Source organism: Pseudomonas sp. GNP013, assembly GCF_054343995.1.
Map to the genome: position 1 here is coordinate 5,411,950 of NZ_JBTGUT010000001.1, position 18,358 is coordinate 5,430,307.

Genomic DNA, 18,358 nt, shown 5'->3' on the forward strand with positions numbered 1-18,358 from the left:
TATCAGGTACACCGCGTTTTGCTTGATTGGGGGCGCTTCGCACCCCAACGCGGGGCAAGCCCGCTCGCCACAGGAGCAATATCAGCTGCGCAGGGTAATTACCGGCCAGCCACGCTTCTCGGCCTCAGCCCGCAGATTCGGGTCCGGGTCCACCGCCACCGGGTGTGTCACCTGCTCCAGCAGCGGCAAATCATTCATCGAATCACTGTAGAAATAGCTGTCTTCCAGGCTGTAGCCCGTCTCTTCCAGCCAACGGTTCAAGCGCGTCACCTTGCCTTCGCGAAAGCACGGTACGTCGGTGCTGCGCCCGGTGTAACGCCCATCAACCTCTTCGCATTCAGTAGCGATCAGCGTCTCGACCCCCAGCAGTTCGGCAATCGGCGCGGTGACGAAGCGGTTGGTCGCGGTGATGATCACCAGCTTGTCGCCAGCGGCGCGGTGCCTGGCCAGCAGCTGTTCCGCCAGCGGCAGCATCAGTGGCGTGATGCAGTCGCGCATGAAGTCGCGATGCCATTCATCCAACTGGGCCCGCTCGGTACGGCCGAGGATTTCCAGGCTGAAGTTGAGGTAGGCGGCATTGTCGAGCCGGCCGGCCAGGTAGTCCTGATAGAACTCATCGTTACGCGCCTTGTAGGCCACCGCGTCGAGAATCCCGCGCTCGCAGAGGTAATCGCCCCAGGCGTGGTCGCTGTCACCGCCGAGAAGCGTGTTGTCCAAGTCGAATAAAGCCAGGCGCATTGCAGTTACTCGCTGAAAAGTCTGTAAAAAGGCGTCCAGAATACGGACTTTTCACAAGAGTGCACATAAGCTAAGAAGCCTCGTTGCCGCTTGATCAACCTTTGTGGAACAATGCGGCGACATGCGTTTGCGAGGTTGTTGCCGTGATCGACCCCGATGGTTTCCGTCCTAATGTCGGGATTATTCTTACGAATGATGCCGGACAGGTGCTATGGGCTCGCCGAATCAACCAGGATGCCTGGCAGTTTCCTCAAGGCGGAATCAACCCCGACGAATCCCCTGAAGACGCCTTGTACCGTGAGTTGAACGAAGAAGTGGGCCTTGAACGCGAAGATGTGCAAATTCTGGCCTGCACCCGTGGCTGGTTGCGCTATCGTTTGCCGCAACGCCTGGTGCGTACCCACAGCCAACCGCTGTGCATCGGCCAGAAGCAGAAATGGTTTCTTTTGCGCCTGATCTCCAACGAGCAACGGGTGCGGATGGATTTGACCGGTAAACCTGAGTTCGATGGCTGGCGCTGGGTCAGCTATTGGTACCCGTTGGGCCAGGTGGTGACATTCAAGCGCGAAGTGTATCGTCGCGCGCTCAAAGAGCTTGCCCCGCGCCTTTTATCGCGCGACTGACGACGGAGTTCGACCCCGAGCCATGCTCAATACGCTGCGCAAGATCGTCCAGGAAGTTAACTCCGCCAAGGATCTCAAGGCGGCGTTGGGGATTATTGTGTTGCGCGTCAAGGAAGCCATGGGCAGCCAGGTCTGCTCGGTCTACCTGCTGGACCCCGAGACCAACCGGTTTGTGCTGATGGCCACCGAGGGCCTGAACAAGCGCTCCATCGGCAAGGTCAGCATGGCGCCCAACGAGGGTCTGGTGGGCCTGGTGGGGACGCGTGAAGAACCCCTCAACCTTGAGCACGCAGCCGATCACCCCCGTTACCGCTACTTTGCCGAAACCGGCGAAGAGCGCTACGCGTCCTTCCTCGGCGCACCGATCATTCACCACCGCCGCGTCGTCGGCGTGTTGGTTATCCAGCAAAAGGAACGTCGTCAGTTCGATGAAGGGGAAGAAGCCTTCCTCGTGACCATGAGCGCGCAGCTCGCCGGGGTTATCGCCCACGCCGAGGCGACGGGCTCGATTCGCGGCCTGGGCCGTGAGGGCAAGGGTATCCAGGAGGCCAAGTTCATTGGCGTGCCGGGTTCGCCGGGCGCAGCGGTCGGTACGGCCGTGGTCATGTTGCCGCCGGCCGACCTCGATGTGGTGCCGGACAAGACCGTCAAGGACATTGACGCCGAAATCAAACTGTTCAAGACCGCCCTGGAAGGCGTGCGCGCCGACATGCGCAACCTGTCGACCAAGCTGGCCACCCAACTGCGCCCCGAAGAGCGTGCGCTGTTTGACGTGTACCAGATGATGCTCGACGACGCGTCCCTGGGTAACGAAGTCAAGACCGTGATCAAGACCGGCCAGTGGGCCCAGGGCGCACTGCGCCAGGTGGTCACCGATCACGTCAACCGTTTCGAATTGATGGACGACGCCTACCTGCGCGAACGCGCTTCGGATGTGCGCGACCTCGGTCGCCGTCTGCTGGCCTACCTGCAGGAAGACCGCACCACCAATCTGGTCTACCCCGACAACACCATCCTGATCAGTGAAGAACTGACCGCCACCATGCTCGGCGAAGTGCCGGAGGGCAAGTTGGTGGGCCTGGTGTCGGTACTGGGTTCGGGTAACTCCCACGTCGCGATCCTGGCCCGGGCCATGGGCATCCCGACGGTGATGGGCCTGGTGGAGTTGCCGTATTCCAAGGTCGACGGCATTGACATGATCGTCGATGGCCATCGCGGTGAAGTCTTCACCAACCCCAGTGAGCTGCTGCGCAAGCAGTACGCCGAAGTGGTGGAAGAAGAGAAACAACTGGCGCTGGGCCTCGATTCGCTGCGCGAACTGCCGTGCGTGACCCTCGACGGCCACCGCGTGCCGCTGCTGGTGAACACCGGCCTGCTGGCCGACGTTGCCCGCGCGCAACAGCGCGGTGCCGAAGGCGTTGGGCTGTACCGTACCGAAGTGCCGTTCATGATCAACCAGCGATTCCCGAGCGAGAAGGAACAGCTGGCGATCTACCGCGAGCAACTGCAAGCGTTTCACCCGTTGCCGGTGACCATGCGCAGCCTCGATATCGGCGGCGATAAATCCCTGTCGTATTTCCCGATCAAGGAAGACAACCCCTTCCTCGGTTGGCGCGGCATCCGCGTGACCCTCGACCACCCGGAAATTTTCCTGGTGCAGACGCGCGCCATGCTCAAGGCCAGCGAAGGCCTGAACAACCTGCGCATCCTGCTGCCGATGATCTCCGGCACCCACGAGCTGGAAGAGGCGCTGCACCTCATCCACCGCGCCTGGGGCGAAGTGCGCGACGAAGGCTCGGACGTGCCGATGCCGCCGATTGGCGTGATGATCGAAATCCCGGCGGCGGTGTACCAGGCCAAGGAGCTGGCGCGGCAGGTGGACTTCCTGTCGGTCGGCTCCAACGACCTTACCCAATACCTGCTGGCCGTGGACCGCAACAACCCGCGCGTGGCCGACCTCTACGACTACCTGCACCCGGCGGTGCTGCAAGCCCTGCAACATGTGGTGCGCGACGCCCATGCCGAGGGCAAGCCGGTGAGCATCTGCGGCGAAATGGCCGGCGACCCGGCAGCGGCGGTGCTGTTGATGGCGATGGGTTTTGACAGCCTGTCGATGAACGCCACCAACTTGCCGAAGGTGAAGTGGATGCTGCGTCAGGTGGAACTGGGCATGGCCAAAGAGCTGCTGGCCGAGTTGATGACCATCGACAATCCGCAAGTTATCCACAGCTCGCTGCAACTGGCGCTGAAAAACCTGGGGCTGACGCGGATGATCAACCCGGGTTCTGCCAAGACGCTCTGAATGCTGCAGACGATCCAAATGTGAGAGGGGGCTTGCTCCCGATAGCTGAGTGTCAGTCAACCACTACTTGACTGATAGACCGCTATCGGGAGCAAGCCCCCTCCCACATTGAATCTGTTTTGGGATTAGAGGTTGAGTTCGATTTCACCCAACCGCCCACCCTGCGGGCCGAAACTGCGCTCCACCATGCGCCGCGTACCGTCGGCATTCACAATCAGCGCTGTACTCACCCGCGTTCCGTAACTGGCGCTGGCGATAAACACGCTGGATAACAGACTCTCGGTGGCCAACCCCACGCCGGTATCCGGCAACTGCGCAAACGGTGCGGTCTGCGGGTCGCTCATGATCGCCAGCAAGGCTTGCGGCTGTGGGTCTTCCAGCAACTCGCGCAGCGCCGCTCTGGCCTTGAGCAACTTCGGCCAGGGTGTGTCCAGGCCGGCATTGGACAAACCATAAACCCCAGGCTTCAAGCGGGTCGGCTGGCTCTCGTTGGCGTTGTAGTGCCACATCTCGTCCCGCGTACCCAGCAGCAGGTTAAACCCGGCATATTCAATCGAACGGCGATTAACTTCGGCCAAATATCGGTCAATGGGCTGCGAACCACTGAGAAACCGTGCCACCAGCTCACCGCGTGAGGTGCGTGCCGGCGGCTGGTGCGGCTCGCGGATATTGGTCAGGGCGGCAAAGCGCCCGTCGGCACTGATTCCCAGCCAGGTGCCGCCGGCTTCCTGGTCACGGCCGGCGTAAACATCAGGCGCGTCCGGCCATTGGGCCAGCGGCAGAGTGGGGCGGGCGTAGAATTCATCGCGGTTGGCCGCGACGATCAGCGGCTGGGCATGGCCCGGCCGCCAGGCGAAGACAATCAGGCACATCGGGTGATTCCCTGTTGTGTTTTTGGCCACTCTACCCACACAACCGCAGGCGTTCCATGACAACGCAGTTGGGCCGCGCACCTTCCATCCGTTAACATGCCGGGCTGTTGGGCGTGTATGTGAACTTCCTGATTTGATCTGGCCGCTGTAACGCAGGCTTAATCGCGCATCGGCATGGTCCGGTGCGTCATGACTAACTGTATTTAACGAGGAGTCGCAATGCTGCCTTACCCGCAGATCGACCCGGTGGCCCTGGCCATTGGTCCGCTGAAAATCCACTGGTACGGGTTGATGTACCTCGTCGGCATCGGCGGTGCCTGGTTCCTGGCGTCCCGGCGCTTGAACCGCTTCGACCCGACCTGGACCAAGGAAAAGCTCTCCGACCTGATCTTCTGGTTGTCGATGGGCGTGATCGTCGGCGGGCGACTGGGCTACGTGTTGTTCTACGATCTGCCGGCGTACGTCGCCAACCCGACGCTGATCTTCGAGGTGTGGAAGGGCGGCATGGCGTTCCACGGCGGCTTTATCGGCGTGATGATCGCCGCCTGGTGGTTTGGCCGCCGCAACGGCAAGTCGTTTTTCCAACTGATGGACTTCGTCGCGCCGATGGTGCCGATTGGCCTGGGCGCCGGGCGTATCGGTAACTTCATCAACGCCGAATTGTGGGGCAAGCCGACCGACGTGCCGTGGGCCATGGTGTTCCCGCCGTTCAGTGACCCGGCGCAACTGCCGCGCCACCCGTCGCAGTTGTACCAGTTCGCGTTGGAAGGTGTGGCACTGTTCCTTATCCTTTATATCTTCTCGCGCAAGCCACGCCCGACCATGGCCGTTTCGGGGATGTTCGCGCTGTTCTACGGGATCTTCCGCTTCATCGTCGAGTTCGTGCGGGTGCCGGACGCCCAGTTGGGCTACCTGGCGTGGGGCTGGTTGACCATGGGGCAAGTGCTGAGCCTGCCGATGATCATCGCCGGCCTGGGCATGCTGTGGTGGGCCTACAACCGCCCGCAAGGCATCAAGAACGCCGCGCTTTAAATACGAATGCCGAGGCGCGCCTCGGCTTCAACGATACAGGTAAGCACATGAAGCAATATCTCGAACTGCTGAACGACGTCGTGACCAATGGCCTGACCAAGGGCGACCGCACCGGCACCGGCACCAAAGCCGTGTTCGCCCGTCAGTATCGGCATAACCTGGCCGACGGCTTCCCGCTGCTGACCACCAAGAAGCTGCACTTCAAAAGCATCGCCAACGAACTGATCTGGATGTTGAGCGGCAACACCAACATCAAGTGGCTCAATGAAAACGGCGTAAAAATCTGGGACGAATGGGCCACCGAAGACGGCGACCTCGGCCCGGTGTACGGCGAGCAGTGGACCGCCTGGCCGACCAAAGACGGCGGCACCATCAACCAGATCGACTACATGGTGCACACGCTCAAGACCAACCCCAACAGCCGCCGCATCCTGTTTCACGGCTGGAACGTCGAGTACCTGCCCGACGAAACCCAAAGCCCTCAGGAAAACGCGCGCAACGGCAAGCAGGCCCTGCCGCCGTGCCACCTGCTGTACCAGGCATTCGTGCATGACGGCCACCTGTCGATGCAGTTGTATATCCGCAGCTCCGACGTGTTCCTTTTATCGGACGTAGGAAAAAGCGCACAGTACGCACTCCTCGCCTAAAAAAATTTATCTTTCATGCGACTTTATCTTGACCTTGACAAGCTGCACATTCTGCATAGGATGGGCGGCCTTCAAAAAGGGGTTGTCGGTGAAGGTTGTAGTCAAAGAGAAGCAGATGCTCGACCTGGGGAGGTCGTTGCTCAACGAGGATGGGCTCACAGTGGCAGGCCAGGTGTCTGTGACGGCGGTGGGGCTGTTCGATTCAGAAGAGAGGATCGTTCCGCTTGTAAGCGAGTACCTGACCTTCGCAGTTCGCAGCGCCGAGTTAGCGGCCCTGTCAGCCGAGACATATGGGCGTAACATTGGTTACTTACTAGAACACCTGAAAGGCACGCCAACTTTCAAAAGTTCGTCTTATGACGAAATCCTTCTTGCCGTAACTAAACACGGTATCCAACGGTACTTTACCCACCTGCGCGAAGTGGATGGTTTGACCTCAACTACCATCCGTAACAGGGATGCTTGTTATATGGCCCTGTTCAATGACTTCCTGTGCATTGGCGGGAAGCACAGGGGGGCATTACGTGAGGACAATCCTTATGCTGGTGGATTTCTTTCGCCCCCTCCAAAGAAGGACTTAGTCTATCCCTGTTCATTACAGGAACTCAAAGCGCTTATTGAGTCTGCGAGCAGCGAAAGGGAGCGCTGCCTGGTTCAGGCTATCTTTGATGTAGGTTTGCGCCGAAGTGAAGTTGGCAGGGTCACCCTGGGTGCCGTGAATAAGGCTTTGGGGTTTGCTCAAGCTAACTTTGTTGCGGATGGAGATCTTGATTGGGTGCATCCTGATTACTGTCCTCTTTACATTGATGGCAGTAAAGCACGTGGAAATGAGTTTAAGCCACGATACTCAATCGTGAGCCGAGCTGTGCTCGAACGCATCAAGCGTTATCACGCTTCTCCTCTGTTTAAGAAGCACGCTCGCCGTTATGAAACTGCCGATGTAACTCCGTGCTTTTTCAATTCGGAGGGAAAACCTTTTAACCCGGACGCTGTTAGCAAGCTGCTCGAACGACTCTCCAAACGGGCAGTAAAGAGCAAGCGACTTGAACGTATGGTATCGCCTCATAAGCTTCGGCATGGACACGCATATGCGATTTTGACAAGTCCGGATTTTGGCGATAACTATCTCGACAAACTCCTGATTGCCCAGAAGTCGCTCGGCCACGAAGACACATCCACTACAGGGATTTATACCAAGTTGCCACAGGACATCTTTCATCTGGTCTGTCCGAACACGGGCGAGGTCGCGACTAAAGCGAAAAGCATGGCGGATCTTGCTGCTCAGACGACGTTGAAAATCATGTTGGGAGATAAGAAATGAATTTTTCAGAGCACGCATTTGAGAGTGCCAAAATATTCAGGTGGCTTAGAGATCTGGAGGAGAACCCTCTTCAATATTACCAAGTTGAGCTTAGCGACAATTCTAGTGGTGCTTATGCGCCATTGATGCTGAGCGACTCATATGTTGCGAGTAAGGATCTCGACCCATCAATCAAGATGTTCGAGCTTGCAGAGCAGAAGCTCATCCTGAATATGCTTATTGACGGCGTCATTCACCAGGGGGAAACCGCTGCTGGCTGTAACTGGCGTTTGAAGCTTTTGGGCTGGTATAAATCGCTCTCTCAAGAAGAGAAACTCGCGCTACCGATTTTTGGCAACAAGTTAAAGCTCTCCAAATCAGTTGTGCCGGCTTCTGCACTGGAGGCGATCAAATACGGCTACAGCAGGCATGAAAGTGTTCGGCTCGCCTACCAGGAGATCAACCTTGATCTTCAGTCTCTCGGGGTCGCCTCTGCGGACTATATGACCGTTAAGGAGCGGGTTGAGTCGAAGGAGGAGTTTGTGCCGCAGGAGAATGCTCTTGTGGATTTCAAACGACTACAGATGCTTGATTTCGCTGCCCTAGACGGTCTTGAAAAATCATCTGAAGGTAGGCCATTCAACGATCTGAAACATGCGTTTGCGACCGCCTCGCTGGGCACGACCAGTGACTCCGGGGCAAGCAATTACCATGAGGGGTTTAAATGGTTCGCAAAGCTCCTTGCTGGGCAAGGCTTCAACGGCATGGAGCCGCTGACTGAGGTTCTCGATCCGTTCAGCCTCCCGTCGTTCCGTTCATATCTCGAGCGCCACATTGTTGAGGGCACCCTTTCTCCGATTACCGCGACTACCTTGGTCAGTGCCGTCCGTACCACCCTGACGACCATCAAAAACATCAAGGGTTACGCGGGATCAGATTTCATCAACTGTCAGGGGTTTGATCCTGATCGTGTCACTGACTCGTACCGTCCCTACTCAAGCGCTGAGCGTGTTCGAATCTCTGCGAGCGTGAACGAGGATATCGAGCACTACAACACCCTTGCGAAGCCCTATCAACGGAGCGGTATTGGTGAAGATCCTCTCGATGAGAAAGGTGGCCTGAAGCCAGGCCGCAACACTCTGGAAAATGCTCGCTGGATTTTCGAGAACAAGCTCGGCTGCGCGCATGTTGGTCATGATCAGAAGGACAGTGAAGATCCTCATGTCAGGGCTTTCCTGCGTATCGTGAGTCGTTCAGGCATCGGGCTGCGGGAAATTGTAGAGGGTTGGGGCGTTCACTATCTGGTCGACGCCCAGGTGATTACGCCTTACGCGATCAAGCTGGCTCAAGTCACCGGACTGAACGCTGACTCAATCAAGCTGCTTGATGTGGATGACTACGAGCCTAAGCATCCGCTCACTGGGCGTCCTTGCCTCCGGTACTGGAAAGAGCGTTCTGACGGTGAAAAGCTGATGCATCTCGATATTTTCGAAGCTGACATCACCTGGCTCACCACGTCTCAATCGTATGCTGTCGCTCAGATTTTTGAGGACATCAAGGCACTGACAGCCAAAATCCGCGTATCAGCACCCCCAGTTATGCGAGATAAGCTATTCATTTGGCAATCGAGTGCTCCTAAAAGCTTCATGGAGATCAAATCCTTCGCAACTGGTAAGGAGAGTGCTCTGTGGGTGGCCTTTGCTGCTTATGCTAAACGTAAAGGGCTCCTGGATAGCGCTGGGCAACAATTGAGCCTCACTCCTTCCCGTCTCCGCCCGAGCTTCATCAGCGAGCTCGTGGAGCGTGACGTCCCCATCCGTGAGATCCAGTTGATTTTGGGGCACAAGCATATCGACACGACGCTGGCTTACTTGGATCGTATGGACTTCAACCACATCGCACGCTCCAAACTGGATGTGGCTCTCAGGGAGCTTCATGAGTCAGCAGCCGAATTGGCCGATAATCGCTCGAACAGCGAGGCTGAAGCCAACCTTATCGGGGTCGTCAATCTCGATGGGCCACAGGTTGTTTTCAAAACTCCGCTGGCGAGCTGCCGGAACATTTTCAACCCACCTGAGTTCATCAAGAAACTGAGCTCCTATGTGCCCGGTAGCCCTTGTGCGTTGTACAACATGTGCCTTGGATGCGAGAACGTTTTGCTCACTGCGTCGAACCTGCCAGAGCTGTTCGCGATGGAGCGGGACTACCTCACGCTCAAGGAGTCTTCTCGCATCATGGATACACCGTATGGACGCGTGGTACGCGAGAACCTGGCGCTTCTGGATGGCATTCTGCATTCCAAATCTGATTTCACATCTGAGGAGTTGGCCGAGGGCCGTCGTCTTTCCGAGTTCGTGGATACGACTGTGCTGGTGGATGGGGTGGCGATGTGATGATGGAGCAGATTAATTTTTCAACCCTTTTGACCTTCTCAAGGTTTCGTTCGAGCCTTTCGCAGTTGCAGGGCCAGGCTTCGGTTCTTGAAGCGGAGAGCGAACAGCAGGAGGCCTTGGCTTTTCTGGCCTATCTCAACACACTACAAGTGTCTCAGAGCTCTGCATTCTTAGACGGGGTCTGGGACTTCAATGCGGATTATCCGAACGCCTCGCGCTACATTCGCGGAGCCAAGCTTCGCATCGATTTCACGAAGTACCCCAACATTCCAGAGCTGGCGATTCTCGAGCTCAAAGCCGCATTCATGATTATCCTTAAGGCTCTGAGCGGGATCCCGGCGGACGGGAAATCCACCCGAGTTAGCAAGAAGCCGCTCAAGCCCAATACTCTGATCAGTGACTATGAGAGCGGGCTTCGTTTTTTGGATAAGGTTTATTCCGTCGCGGCCATTGAGCTTGGAAGGGAGCATGTGGATCGTGAGCTGATCTCAATCCAATGCTTGCCTGCACATTTCTATGCCGTAGCCGCCGAAGATTTCGACTACGTATACGATGAACATACCGAGAAGCTTTTCAAGCTACTGAAGTCAGGCTACCTGCAAGCGAACGTGTTCGGTGCGAGCCTGCCATTCGTCGACTTTTCCAAGCTGAAATGGAAAGTCCTGGGTGGTAAAAAAAGGCCTGCGGAGGATGCGGAAAAGAAGTCGCAGATCTTACCAAACAGCGTCTTCGAAATTTCCTCCCAGATGGCCTCGCTGTCCATTGTCGATTTTCTGGATGCTATGGGAGAGGAGGTTGTTGATAGCGCTAGCCTCAAACGCCGCAACGCTAAGGAATACTTTCCTTCGCAACAGGTTGGGTTGGATCCGCTCAAGTTCAACTTGTATGTATACAAGCGTCTTGCTAATAAGGGCTTCTCGAAGGATGAGGTTGCTAAGGTTCTGGGCAGCGATGTAATGAACTCTAGTCGACTTTTTTCTGTGATAGCTCCCTACGCTGTTAAACAATATGAAAAAGATACAGGCTCAGCTCTTGATGATCAGTTCAGGCTCTACCTGAACTTTGTTAACTACTCGTGCCTTTACATTATCGGTCAATACACCGGGATGCGTCCTTCGGAATATGCTGAACTGCTCGCAAGCTCGAGCCTCCGACCTGATGGCCGTTACTGGGTTTTGGCGAGCAATGTGAGCAAGCATCAAGACAATCTTGTTGAGTTGTTTGATGATTTCTGGCTAGCCATTCCTATTGTGCGTGATGCTGTTAGGGTGTGTCAGTTGATCAGCAAATACAAGAACAACGACTATATCTTTTCGAACGTAGATACGGTCGCGTTTGGGGAGCAAGGACAGCCGTTCTCTGCCAGCGGCACGAAGCTTACGCTGGAGAAATTTTTCGAGCGCATCTTGCCGCCAGAGACCTTTGCCAGCCTAGACTTCAACGCCTATATGATGCGTCATACCTTGGCCTATCAGCTGTATCGTGCCGACCTGGGGCTTCCGTTTATTTCTCACCAGCTCAAGCACTTCGGTGAGATCGTGGGTGTTGGGCATTCTGATCGTGGGTTCAGCAAGACCACCCTGCTGTATGGCGAAATTGCGGACAGGATTTCCAAGGGGGGTGGTGCCCGGAAGACGAAAGGAAGGTCGCTTCGTCAGGATGCGGAGCTTGAGAGCATTCATCAGCGTTTCGACCCTGATGGCAGCTATGCTGGTGTGAATGCCGAGGCCCACAAGGAAAATCTTAGAAAGGTGTTCAGGGGTTATATGGCCTCTGGGCACACAAAGGACGATATTTTTGAGGCCATGCTTGGTCAGCACATTGCGGTCATCAATGTGGGCTCTGGCTTCTGCTATGGCGGGGGGGCGGACGAATTTGACAGCTCCCTACCCTGTATTGGTGGGCTTCGTTGTAACCCCAACCAGTGCAAAAATGCCGTCGTCAGCAAGGCCAACGCGCCGGCTTGGCGAGACGTGTATTACCAGAACAAAGCGATGCTTGGGAATCCCGAGTACGCTCATACGCACGCGCAGAACAAAGCTGCGATGGAGGAAGCTTATGGCGTCCTTCAGCTGCTGGAAGAGGAGCTCTGAAATGGGTGATCCACGTGCGTTCGACCAGAAGAACAAGGAAGACTTTGATCAGTACACAGAGTTGTTGGCTCAGGCACTTCTTGACATTGGTGCGAACGATTCTTTGAAGGCAACTGTTGCCGAACTTAGCCGTATCACTGGAATGCACCGCAATACTATCCGGCAACGTGTTTGGCCTTTAGAACGCCTTGAGATTATCAAGGAGAACCGCCGTATTGAAGTTTTGCGCAAGAAGGTTTCGAATAAGAAGCCGGCTGATCCTATGGTGGTTTTAACTGAGAAGTTAGAGTCGGCTCGGATTGAAGTGCTTCATTGGTTTACTGAGGCTAAGGTCGCTCACGATATAGCTCAGACCAACGAAAATAAATATCAAGGTATGGTGAGTTCGAGAGATACCTATAAAAGCCTTTTGGCTGATGCCAATAAACGTCTCTTGGAGTCTCAGCGAGACATTGATAAACTCAAGCAGGTAATCAGCATCCTGGAAGCTGCCCAGGTGGAGAAAAATGCATGAAAAGCTACCTGGATCTACTGGGTGATGTACTCGAAAACGGCGCTCAGAAAGGCGACCGTACTGGTACTGGTACAATAAGTGTATTCGGCAGGCAGTTCCGCCATGACCTGTCGAAAGGCTTTCCTTTGCTCACAACAAAGAAGTTGCACTTTAAAAGTATTGTTAATGAGCTTATTTGGTTTCTTGGCGGTGATACTAACGTTAAGTGGCTTAATGAAAATGGCGTGAAGATCTGGAATGAGTGGGCTACCGAAGAAGGTGACCTTGGGCCAGTCTACGGCAAGCAGTGGACAGCCTGGCCTACCAAAGATGGCGGGACGATCAATCAGATCGACTATGTCGTCAACGCCCTGAAGACCAACCCTAATAGCCGACGGATCCTGTTCCATGGGTGGAACGTGGAGTACCTGCCGGACGAGAAGGTGAGCCCTCAGGAAAATGCCCGTCAAGGCAAGATGGCGCTGCCTCCGTGCCACCTGCTGTACCAGTTCTATGTTGTGGACAACAAGCTGTCGGCGCACCTCTTCATCAGGTCGTCCGACACCTTCTTGGGGCTCCCATACAACACGGCATCCCTGGCGTGCCTTACTCACATGCTCGCCCAGCAGTGTGATCTCGACGTTGGTGAAATCGTGATCTCACTCAGCGACGTCCACATCTACTCCAACCACATGGAGCAGGTGAAGACCCAGATCGCTCGTGAGCCACGTCAGTTGCCTGAGCTGAAGCTGCTTCGTAAGCCTGCATCCATCTACGACTACAAGTTCGAAGATTTCGAGGTGGTGGGCTACGACCCGCACCCGCATATCTCCGCACCTGTATCGATTTGATATTCAGCGGCATCGAGTGATGAGACCGGCCTTAGGGTCGGTTTTTCCTTTTCTGCTTGGCTAAACTATCGCAGCCACCGGGCGTTGATCCCATTCGCTTGGGCCTGCCGTATGATCGGAGTAACTGCAGACGCTACCTCACCGTAGGATAATCTCTTGAAGCTCCTCACAAGCCTCTGGAATCTCATCAATCCCGACCGCCGGCCTGACTGGGAGAAGGCGCGAGAGCGTGATTTCATCGCTGCAGCGAACGGGTTAAAGACTCTTTCGGTCACCGACCGGGGCGGCATGTCTATAGACCCCGAAGAGTTCCGCGACCAGATAGTCGCGTCGCGTGAGCAGCTGAAGCATCTTGTCCACAGGCCAGAAGCGCCTAACCGATCATTCAGAGCAGCGGGAGATGTCCAGGTGGAACCGTTAGTGAGTCCAACCCTAGAGGCTCCGGTGAGCGCCATGGACTGTATCGAGGTGGTGGCCTGGCGTCGGTTGCAGACTGGCGCTGCTGTGCGCTACGTGTGCCTCCAGTGCACAGGTACGGGGCGATTCACTGTGGCGACAGCCAGTCTGTTCACAAGAGCCATAGAGAGTCTCCCGACTTGGGTCGACGGAAATACCAACAGACAAATCGCGAATGCTCTACAGCTCGGTGAGCTCGAGTGGTACGCGACTGTTAGCGAGGCTATGGATGCATGGGATGCGGAGCTCTGAGGGCTACACCAGGCCTGGTCTTGGTCTTATATTCCTACGACCTAATGTTGGGCCGTGCCCCTTTGGGGACGGGCTGTCGTAAACCGAGCTATGGCGCAAGCGCCAGCGTCTCGGCCCTTCGGGCTTCCATCCCACACGCCTGCGCGCTCCGCTTGCCATGCCTACCAGGCACGTGATCACCTGACTTCGGTTCGAGCGGTCGCACAAGCTGTGCTACATCCATACCTCAATGGACTCACCGCTTTCGCATAGCTGAGGGTAGGTATCCACCCCTCTGTAATTCAAGCTTCGAAAAAAGCACGGCAGGCGTTCATTAAAGCAATTGCGTCATTTAGAGCTCGGTGGTGCTTGGTTGTAGGCAGTCGCCGGTAGATCTCACTGGCAGCCTCCCTGCCCACAAACACTTCCAAAGGCTTCAACTCGAAGGTAGGTATCAGATCTGCTGCCTCATAAAGGACGTCGAACCAAAATACGTCTTGAGGTGAGTCGCTGCATAGCACATGTCCTGAAAACAGCTGATTCATTCGTTCCGCCACGGTGTGTGGGGTATCACCTTCCTGAAGCAAATGATCCTGAGTGAGACCATGCATGTCTTGCGCATCGAACGACCAGTGTGTCCAGTAACGGGCTGGCCTTATCAAGGAACTGAACGAGGTCTCACTCGACACGACGGCGACCTCAATGGGATAGCTATCAGGAGCTATTCCAGAAGCTTCAAAATCAACAAAAAACGAAGGCCGTCCCACCTTGCTGCTCCTGTTTGAGGTTGCGATTTTCAGCGGCAACACCGACTGCTTGTGTTTGCGCCGCCATCGCTCGAGCCAGCCGTTCTAGCTGTTAGCAGCCTTTGCAAGTCGATGGTCTTGCAGATGCTGCATCTCACGCTCCCATTCAACCAAAAATTTATCCCAGTTCGCAGCGTAAGGCCCATCTAACAATCTGGTCGACCCGATACTCGCCTGATTGAAGCGCTCCCTCCAGGGCTGGGGGATAGTCTGCTCCAAAATGATGTCGATTCCGGAGTGGTGATGCTGCACCGTGACACAATCCCGAAGCTGGTTGAGCTCAAGTGTCTTGTCAGCATTGGGGAAGTATTTCCGTTCTTGAAGGTCAAGGTCATCAAGGATGGATAAGGCATCGAACGCCTTCGAATCGCCAGGAGATGTGTTCGCAAGCATCCACAAAGCCTTTCGTCTCTTGGCTTCCAGTTCGCGGAGTTCATCGTCGGGCATAGGGGTTACCTCTTGCTTGAGCGAAGTGGCGCTGATGGCGTGCCGCCTGCGGCGTCAGGCTGCCGTGAATCGAGCCCCGCCAAGGCGCGTCTCGCCCCTGCGGGCCCGCATCCCTCACGCCTGCGCGCTCCGCTTGCTTGGTGTTTGCGCCTCGCTCACGGGTCAGGCAGTGTGAATGCCCTCGGCAAAATGCTGCTCCCATGGTGGGCATGGTGACCAAGCCTCCACGAGTTTATCGATAAAGAGTCGAATTTTTGGAGATAGGTGCCGCTTGCTAGGGTAGATCACCCGAATAGGCTCTGCGGCCTCTGCATACCCAGCGAGCAATTGAACGAGCTTGCCGCTCCTCAAATCGTCGTTTACCACGTAGGAAGGAAGAGTCGCGATGCCCAGGCCAGCTACAGCTGACTGGTGTAATGACTCAGCACTGTCCATCTGGAGTCTTCCACCATGAGTAACGGGCACAGATCGCCCGTTTACTCGGAAATTCCAAGGAAGCAGTCTGCCGCCGCTCACAAAATGCAGGCACTGGTGCTCGGATAAATCCTCAGGCGTTTTAGGCTCTGCATGTTCAGCCAAATACTTGGGTGAAGCACAGGTAATCATTTGTTGGTAGGCCACAGTGCGCGTGAGCAACCGAGAGTCCTCCTTGGGAGGGCCAATGCGCATGGCCAAATCAAATCCCTCGTCAATCAGGTCGACCAGCCTGTCAGAAAATGTGACATCCACGCTCAAGGAGGGCCAGTCCTTAAGACAGCATTCAATGTGCTGAAGGACATGAAGTCTCCCCAACGCAACCGGCAGACTCATCCGAAGTCGCCCACTGGGTGTCGAACGACGAAACGCAAGGGCATCCTCCACGTCATCCAGATCCTGAAGAACGCCCACACAGCGCTCATACAGAACCTGGCCGTCATCCGTCATGCTCAAGCTACGCGTAGTGCGATTCAGTAAACGTACCTGTAAACGAGCCTCGAGCCTGACTATCGACTTCCCCACTGCAGAGCGCGTAAGGCCAAGCTGTTTTGCCGCCGCAGTGAAGCTTCCAGCGTTTACCGAGCTCACAAACGCGGCAATATCATTCAGGTTATGGAGTTCCATAAGGCCTCGGTGGTCTCAACGTTCGGGCGGCTTAGCACCTGTTATGGGGAACCCCATTCCCCAATACTAAGCATAGTATCTCAATTAGCTAATCCACTCCCAACGATCAATTGAGGTCATTATGAACACCAAAGTCCAAGCAGCCGTCCAAACCTGGGCCAATAGCCTTAGCGATCTGGTACCCGTTCTTAAGGGAATCGATACCACCACAAAAATGAGCGACATCCGCGACTCTTACGCAAAAATGCTCGCGCAAAATCCAGCGCCAGCTGGCGTTAAATTCGAAGCAGTCGAAATGGGTGGCGTACCCGGCACATTGGTTACTCCGGACGAGATCAAAACGGACGCGGTCGTGATGTACATCCACGGCGGCGCGTACATTGTAGGACGTCCAGACGGCTACCACGGTATCGGCGGCAACTACGCGAAAATGCTCGGTGCTCGTGTGTACATGCCGGACTACCGCCTCGCTCCGGAGCACAAGTTTCCAGCATCTATTGACGACACATTGCGCGCTTACGAATGGTTGCTTGAGCAGAAAATCCCGGCTAACAAAATTGCATTCTCTGGCGAGTCGGCTGGCGGCGCGATGGTTGTCAGCGTCATGGTTGCGGCTAAATCGAAGGGCCTTCCATTGCCTGCTGTTGGCTCCTCCATCTCGCCATGGGCGAACCTTGAACACACCGGTGCTTCCATGAGCAACCGTGAAGGTCTGGATCCTCTGAACTCCAAGCCTGTGCTGGACATCCTCGCCAGAGCGTTCCTAGGCGACACATTGGCCAATCATCCTCTGGCCTCTCCTGTGTTCGCGGATGTCACCGGGCTTCCGCCAATTCTGGTGCAGATCGGCGAGAACGAGCTGATGTTGAGTGATGCAATGCGCCTTGCAACTCACCTGGCTGATAACCGCGTTCGCGTGAACCTGGAAGTATGGCCAGCGATGTTCCACGCCTGGCACTTCTACGCCACCATGCTTCCAGAAGGTCGGCAGGCTATGGAGAGTTCCGTTCGCTTCATCGAGGCTGGCTTGGCCGACGCTAACCGCTAAAACGCAGAACAACCGCGATAGCTTTCTAGGCTATCGTGGCTCTACCCATATTTTCTAAGGCCATTTGCCCATCCACTGCTAGTAGTCTGACAGCTCGCCTTGTCTAGATACGTATTCATTCCTTGTGCTGCGCTATGCTGAGTTTCCCTGAAGGAGGCCACATCAATGCCAAAGGAATACTCGTTGTCGGATGTGCTGGAAAGGATTTACCAAAATCAGCTCGCTCTCGAAGCTGCGCTCATGGAGCTGACCCTCCAGGTGGAAGCCAAGGGACATGCGGAAGTCGGGGACAACGTCCGTGGTGCGCTTTACACAATTGGTGAGAACGCTGGTCATATCAAACAGGGGCTGGCCCGGCTCAAAAAACTCCCATGACCCAGCCGCTTTTCGATTTTGATCTCAAACGTGTGTCACGCGAGCACTACATAACTGGTAAAGCCGCCATCAATTTTCCGCACGCTGGAAGCACTACAGGTGGGTGGCATTTCCTGTCCTACTTCGACCGCGATTCGGGCGTAGCGAAAGTGTCCTTGGCAGGTATTCATTATCCAGATACGACCGATTTCTTTGGAGACGCTGGAGTCATCGACGTAACCGACAAGCTTGCGATGCGAGGCTGGTCAGAAGACGGCAAAAGGCTGTTCATGGCGGATCACTACAGAGCTGCAGCTGACATGGTGATAAAATGGGTGCTAAGTGATTCTAAGCACTGCAACGTCGAGGTCGCTGATTGGTTTCCCTCTTCCGAAACGAAGCAGCGGCTTTTTGAAATCCTGAATTCGGGAAGGCTCAAACTTTTAGATTTTGATAGGCTGAAAAAATTGGAAGCTTGGCTAAGCTCGCAGTAGTCCAACGACAGGTCTGCATGGCAGCGGGCGTATTGCGTCTTAAGCGGGAGCAATGGATATGCGCAAAAAGTCCCAGT

The 18,358-nt window shown here is 55.6% G+C and carries 18 protein-coding genes; 13 read left to right on the forward strand and 5 right to left on the reverse strand.

The features are described from left to right. Window positions 1–81: 81 nt before the first annotated feature. Window positions 82–738 (reverse strand): histidinol-phosphatase, encoded by a 657-nt coding sequence (locus ACXX81_RS23920; RefSeq protein WP_231422754.1) that lies wholly within the window; start codon window positions 736–738, stop codon window positions 82–84. A gap of 143 nt (window positions 739–881) precedes the next feature. On the opposite strand from ACXX81_RS23920, the gene ACXX81_RS23925 reads away from it, so the two are divergent. Together ACXX81_RS23925 and ptsP are read left to right on the forward strand one after the other, a co-directional pair. Continuing rightward, window positions 882–1,361 carry an RNA pyrophosphohydrolase gene (locus ACXX81_RS23925; RefSeq protein ID WP_003234706.1) on the forward strand — a complete coding sequence of 160 codons (480 nt, stop codon included), beginning with the start codon at window positions 882–884 and terminating at the stop codon, window positions 1,359–1,361. A gap of 22 nt (window positions 1,362–1,383) precedes the next feature. Then, entirely contained in the window at window positions 1,384–3,663 is a 2,280-nt protein-coding gene (ptsP, locus tag ACXX81_RS23930) for a phosphoenolpyruvate--protein phosphotransferase (protein WP_209986037.1), read from the forward strand. Window positions 3,664–3,788: 125 nt separating this feature from the next. On the opposite strand, the gene ACXX81_RS23935 is transcribed toward ptsP, so the two are convergent. After that, complete coding sequence (locus ACXX81_RS23935) at window positions 3,789–4,535, reverse strand: NRDE family protein (protein ID WP_458572497.1); 747 nt, start codon at window positions 4,533–4,535, stop codon at window positions 3,789–3,791. A gap of 219 nt (window positions 4,536–4,754) precedes the next feature. Here ACXX81_RS23935 and lgt point away from each other — a divergent pair, with 219 nt between their 5' ends. The 8 genes from lgt (at window position 4,755) to ACXX81_RS23975 (ending at window position 14,052) form a co-directional block, all read left to right on the forward strand. Then, the gene (gene lgt / locus ACXX81_RS23940; protein ID WP_003234701.1) at window positions 4,755–5,567 is read left to right on the forward strand and encodes a prolipoprotein diacylglyceryl transferase; all 813 of its coding nucleotides are present in this window, start codon (window positions 4,755–4,757) and stop codon (window positions 5,565–5,567) included. 47 nt (window positions 5,568–5,614) lie between these two features. After that, window positions 5,615–6,214 carry a thymidylate synthase gene (thyA, locus tag ACXX81_RS23945; protein WP_458572498.1) on the forward strand — a complete coding sequence of 200 codons (600 nt, stop codon included), beginning with the start codon at window positions 5,615–5,617 and terminating at the stop codon, window positions 6,212–6,214. An 88-nt stretch (window positions 6,215–6,302) separates the two neighbouring features. Next, window positions 6,303–7,535, forward strand: coding sequence for a tyrosine-type recombinase/integrase (locus ACXX81_RS23950; protein ID WP_458572499.1), 1,233 nt, complete (start codon window positions 6,303–6,305; stop codon window positions 7,533–7,535). Then, window positions 7,532–9,907, forward strand: a complete 2,376-nt coding sequence (locus ACXX81_RS23955; protein ID WP_458572500.1) for a tyrosine-type recombinase/integrase — start codon at window positions 7,532–7,534, stop codon at window positions 9,905–9,907. The genes ACXX81_RS23950 and ACXX81_RS23955 overlap by 4 nt, the downstream gene beginning before the upstream one ends. Next, window positions 9,907–12,000 (forward strand): site-specific integrase, encoded by a 2,094-nt coding sequence (locus ACXX81_RS23960; protein WP_458572501.1) that lies wholly within the window; start codon window positions 9,907–9,909, stop codon window positions 11,998–12,000. The genes ACXX81_RS23955 and ACXX81_RS23960 overlap by 1 nt, the downstream gene beginning before the upstream one ends. Window position 12,001: 1 nt before the next feature. Further along, window positions 12,002–12,514 carry a hypothetical protein gene (locus ACXX81_RS23965; protein WP_458572502.1) on the forward strand — a complete coding sequence of 171 codons (513 nt, stop codon included), beginning with the start codon at window positions 12,002–12,004 and terminating at the stop codon, window positions 12,512–12,514. Continuing rightward, the gene (locus tag ACXX81_RS23970) at window positions 12,511–13,344 is read left to right on the forward strand and encodes a thymidylate synthase (RefSeq protein WP_458572503.1); all 834 of its coding nucleotides are present in this window, start codon (window positions 12,511–12,513) and stop codon (window positions 13,342–13,344) included. The genes ACXX81_RS23965 and ACXX81_RS23970 overlap by 4 nt, the downstream gene beginning before the upstream one ends. Window positions 13,345–13,500: 156 nt before the next feature. Beyond that, window positions 13,501–14,052: a hypothetical protein gene (locus ACXX81_RS23975; RefSeq protein WP_458572504.1), complete on the forward strand. Its 552-nt coding sequence runs from the start codon at window positions 13,501–13,503 to the stop codon at window positions 14,050–14,052. A gap of 281 nt (window positions 14,053–14,333) precedes the next feature. Here the strand turns inward: ACXX81_RS23975 and ACXX81_RS23980 are convergent, their stop codons facing one another. The 3 genes from ACXX81_RS23980 to ACXX81_RS23990 form a co-directional block, all read right to left on the reverse strand. Further along, window positions 14,334–14,798: a 3'-5' exonuclease gene (locus ACXX81_RS23980; protein WP_458572505.1), complete on the reverse strand. Its 465-nt coding sequence runs from the start codon at window positions 14,796–14,798 to the stop codon at window positions 14,334–14,336. An 84-nt stretch (window positions 14,799–14,882) separates the two neighbouring features. After that, window positions 14,883–15,284 (reverse strand): hypothetical protein, encoded by a 402-nt coding sequence (locus ACXX81_RS23985; protein ID WP_164393763.1) that lies wholly within the window; start codon window positions 15,282–15,284, stop codon window positions 14,883–14,885. 162 nt (window positions 15,285–15,446) lie between these two features. Continuing rightward, window positions 15,447–16,385 carry a LysR family transcriptional regulator gene (locus ACXX81_RS23990; RefSeq protein ID WP_330205892.1) on the reverse strand — a complete coding sequence of 313 codons (939 nt, stop codon included), beginning with the start codon at window positions 16,383–16,385 and terminating at the stop codon, window positions 15,447–15,449. Window positions 16,386–16,506: 121 nt separating this feature from the next. Here ACXX81_RS23990 and ACXX81_RS23995 point away from each other — a divergent pair, with 121 nt between their 5' ends. The 3 genes from ACXX81_RS23995 (at window position 16,507) to ACXX81_RS24005 (ending at window position 18,281) form a co-directional block, all read left to right on the forward strand. Continuing rightward, complete coding sequence (locus tag ACXX81_RS23995) at window positions 16,507–17,433, forward strand: alpha/beta hydrolase (RefSeq protein WP_458572506.1); 927 nt, start codon at window positions 16,507–16,509, stop codon at window positions 17,431–17,433. A 165-nt stretch (window positions 17,434–17,598) separates the two neighbouring features. Next, entirely contained in the window at window positions 17,599–17,808 is a 210-nt protein-coding gene (locus tag ACXX81_RS24000; RefSeq protein ID WP_458572507.1) for a hypothetical protein, read from the forward strand. After that, entirely contained in the window at window positions 17,805–18,281 is a 477-nt protein-coding gene (locus ACXX81_RS24005) for a hypothetical protein (protein ID WP_458572508.1), read from the forward strand. Before ACXX81_RS24000 ends, ACXX81_RS24005 begins: the two co-directional genes overlap by 4 nt. Window positions 18,282–18,358: the final 77 nt, after the last annotated feature.

What these genes read in the sequence shown, in the direction of transcription:
- ACXX81_RS23920 (WP_231422754.1), bottom strand. Translation starts at nt 738, where the DNA reads ATGCGCCTGGCTTTATTCGACTTGGACAACACGCTTCTCGGCGGTGAC.
- ptsP (WP_209986037.1), top strand. Translation starts at nt 1,384, where the DNA reads ATGCTCAATACGCTGCGCAAGATCGTCCAGGAAGTTAACTCCGCCAAG.
- ACXX81_RS23935 (WP_458572497.1), bottom strand. Translation starts at nt 4,535, where the DNA reads ATGTGCCTGATTGTCTTCGCCTGGCGGCCGGGCCATGCCCAGCCGCTG.
- lgt (WP_003234701.1), top strand. Translation starts at nt 4,755, where the DNA reads ATGCTGCCTTACCCGCAGATCGACCCGGTGGCCCTGGCCATTGGTCCG.
- thyA (WP_458572498.1), top strand. Translation starts at nt 5,615, where the DNA reads ATGAAGCAATATCTCGAACTGCTGAACGACGTCGTGACCAATGGCCTG.
- ACXX81_RS23955 (WP_458572500.1), top strand. Translation starts at nt 7,532, where the DNA reads ATGAATTTTTCAGAGCACGCATTTGAGAGTGCCAAAATATTCAGGTGG.
- ACXX81_RS23960 (WP_458572501.1), top strand. Translation starts at nt 9,907, where the DNA reads ATGATGGAGCAGATTAATTTTTCAACCCTTTTGACCTTCTCAAGGTTT.
- ACXX81_RS23965 (WP_458572502.1), top strand. Translation starts at nt 12,002, where the DNA reads ATGGGTGATCCACGTGCGTTCGACCAGAAGAACAAGGAAGACTTTGAT.
- ACXX81_RS23970 (WP_458572503.1), top strand. Translation starts at nt 12,511, where the DNA reads ATGAAAAGCTACCTGGATCTACTGGGTGATGTACTCGAAAACGGCGCT.
- ACXX81_RS23985 (WP_164393763.1), bottom strand. Translation starts at nt 15,284, where the DNA reads ATGCCCGACGATGAACTCCGCGAACTGGAAGCCAAGAGACGAAAGGCT.
- ACXX81_RS23990 (WP_330205892.1), bottom strand. Translation starts at nt 16,385, where the DNA reads ATGGAACTCCATAACCTGAATGATATTGCCGCGTTTGTGAGCTCGGTA.
- ACXX81_RS23995 (WP_458572506.1), top strand. Translation starts at nt 16,507, where the DNA reads ATGAACACCAAAGTCCAAGCAGCCGTCCAAACCTGGGCCAATAGCCTT.
- ACXX81_RS24000 (WP_458572507.1), top strand. Translation starts at nt 17,599, where the DNA reads ATGCCAAAGGAATACTCGTTGTCGGATGTGCTGGAAAGGATTTACCAA.
- ACXX81_RS24005 (WP_458572508.1), top strand. Translation starts at nt 17,805, where the DNA reads ATGACCCAGCCGCTTTTCGATTTTGATCTCAAACGTGTGTCACGCGAG.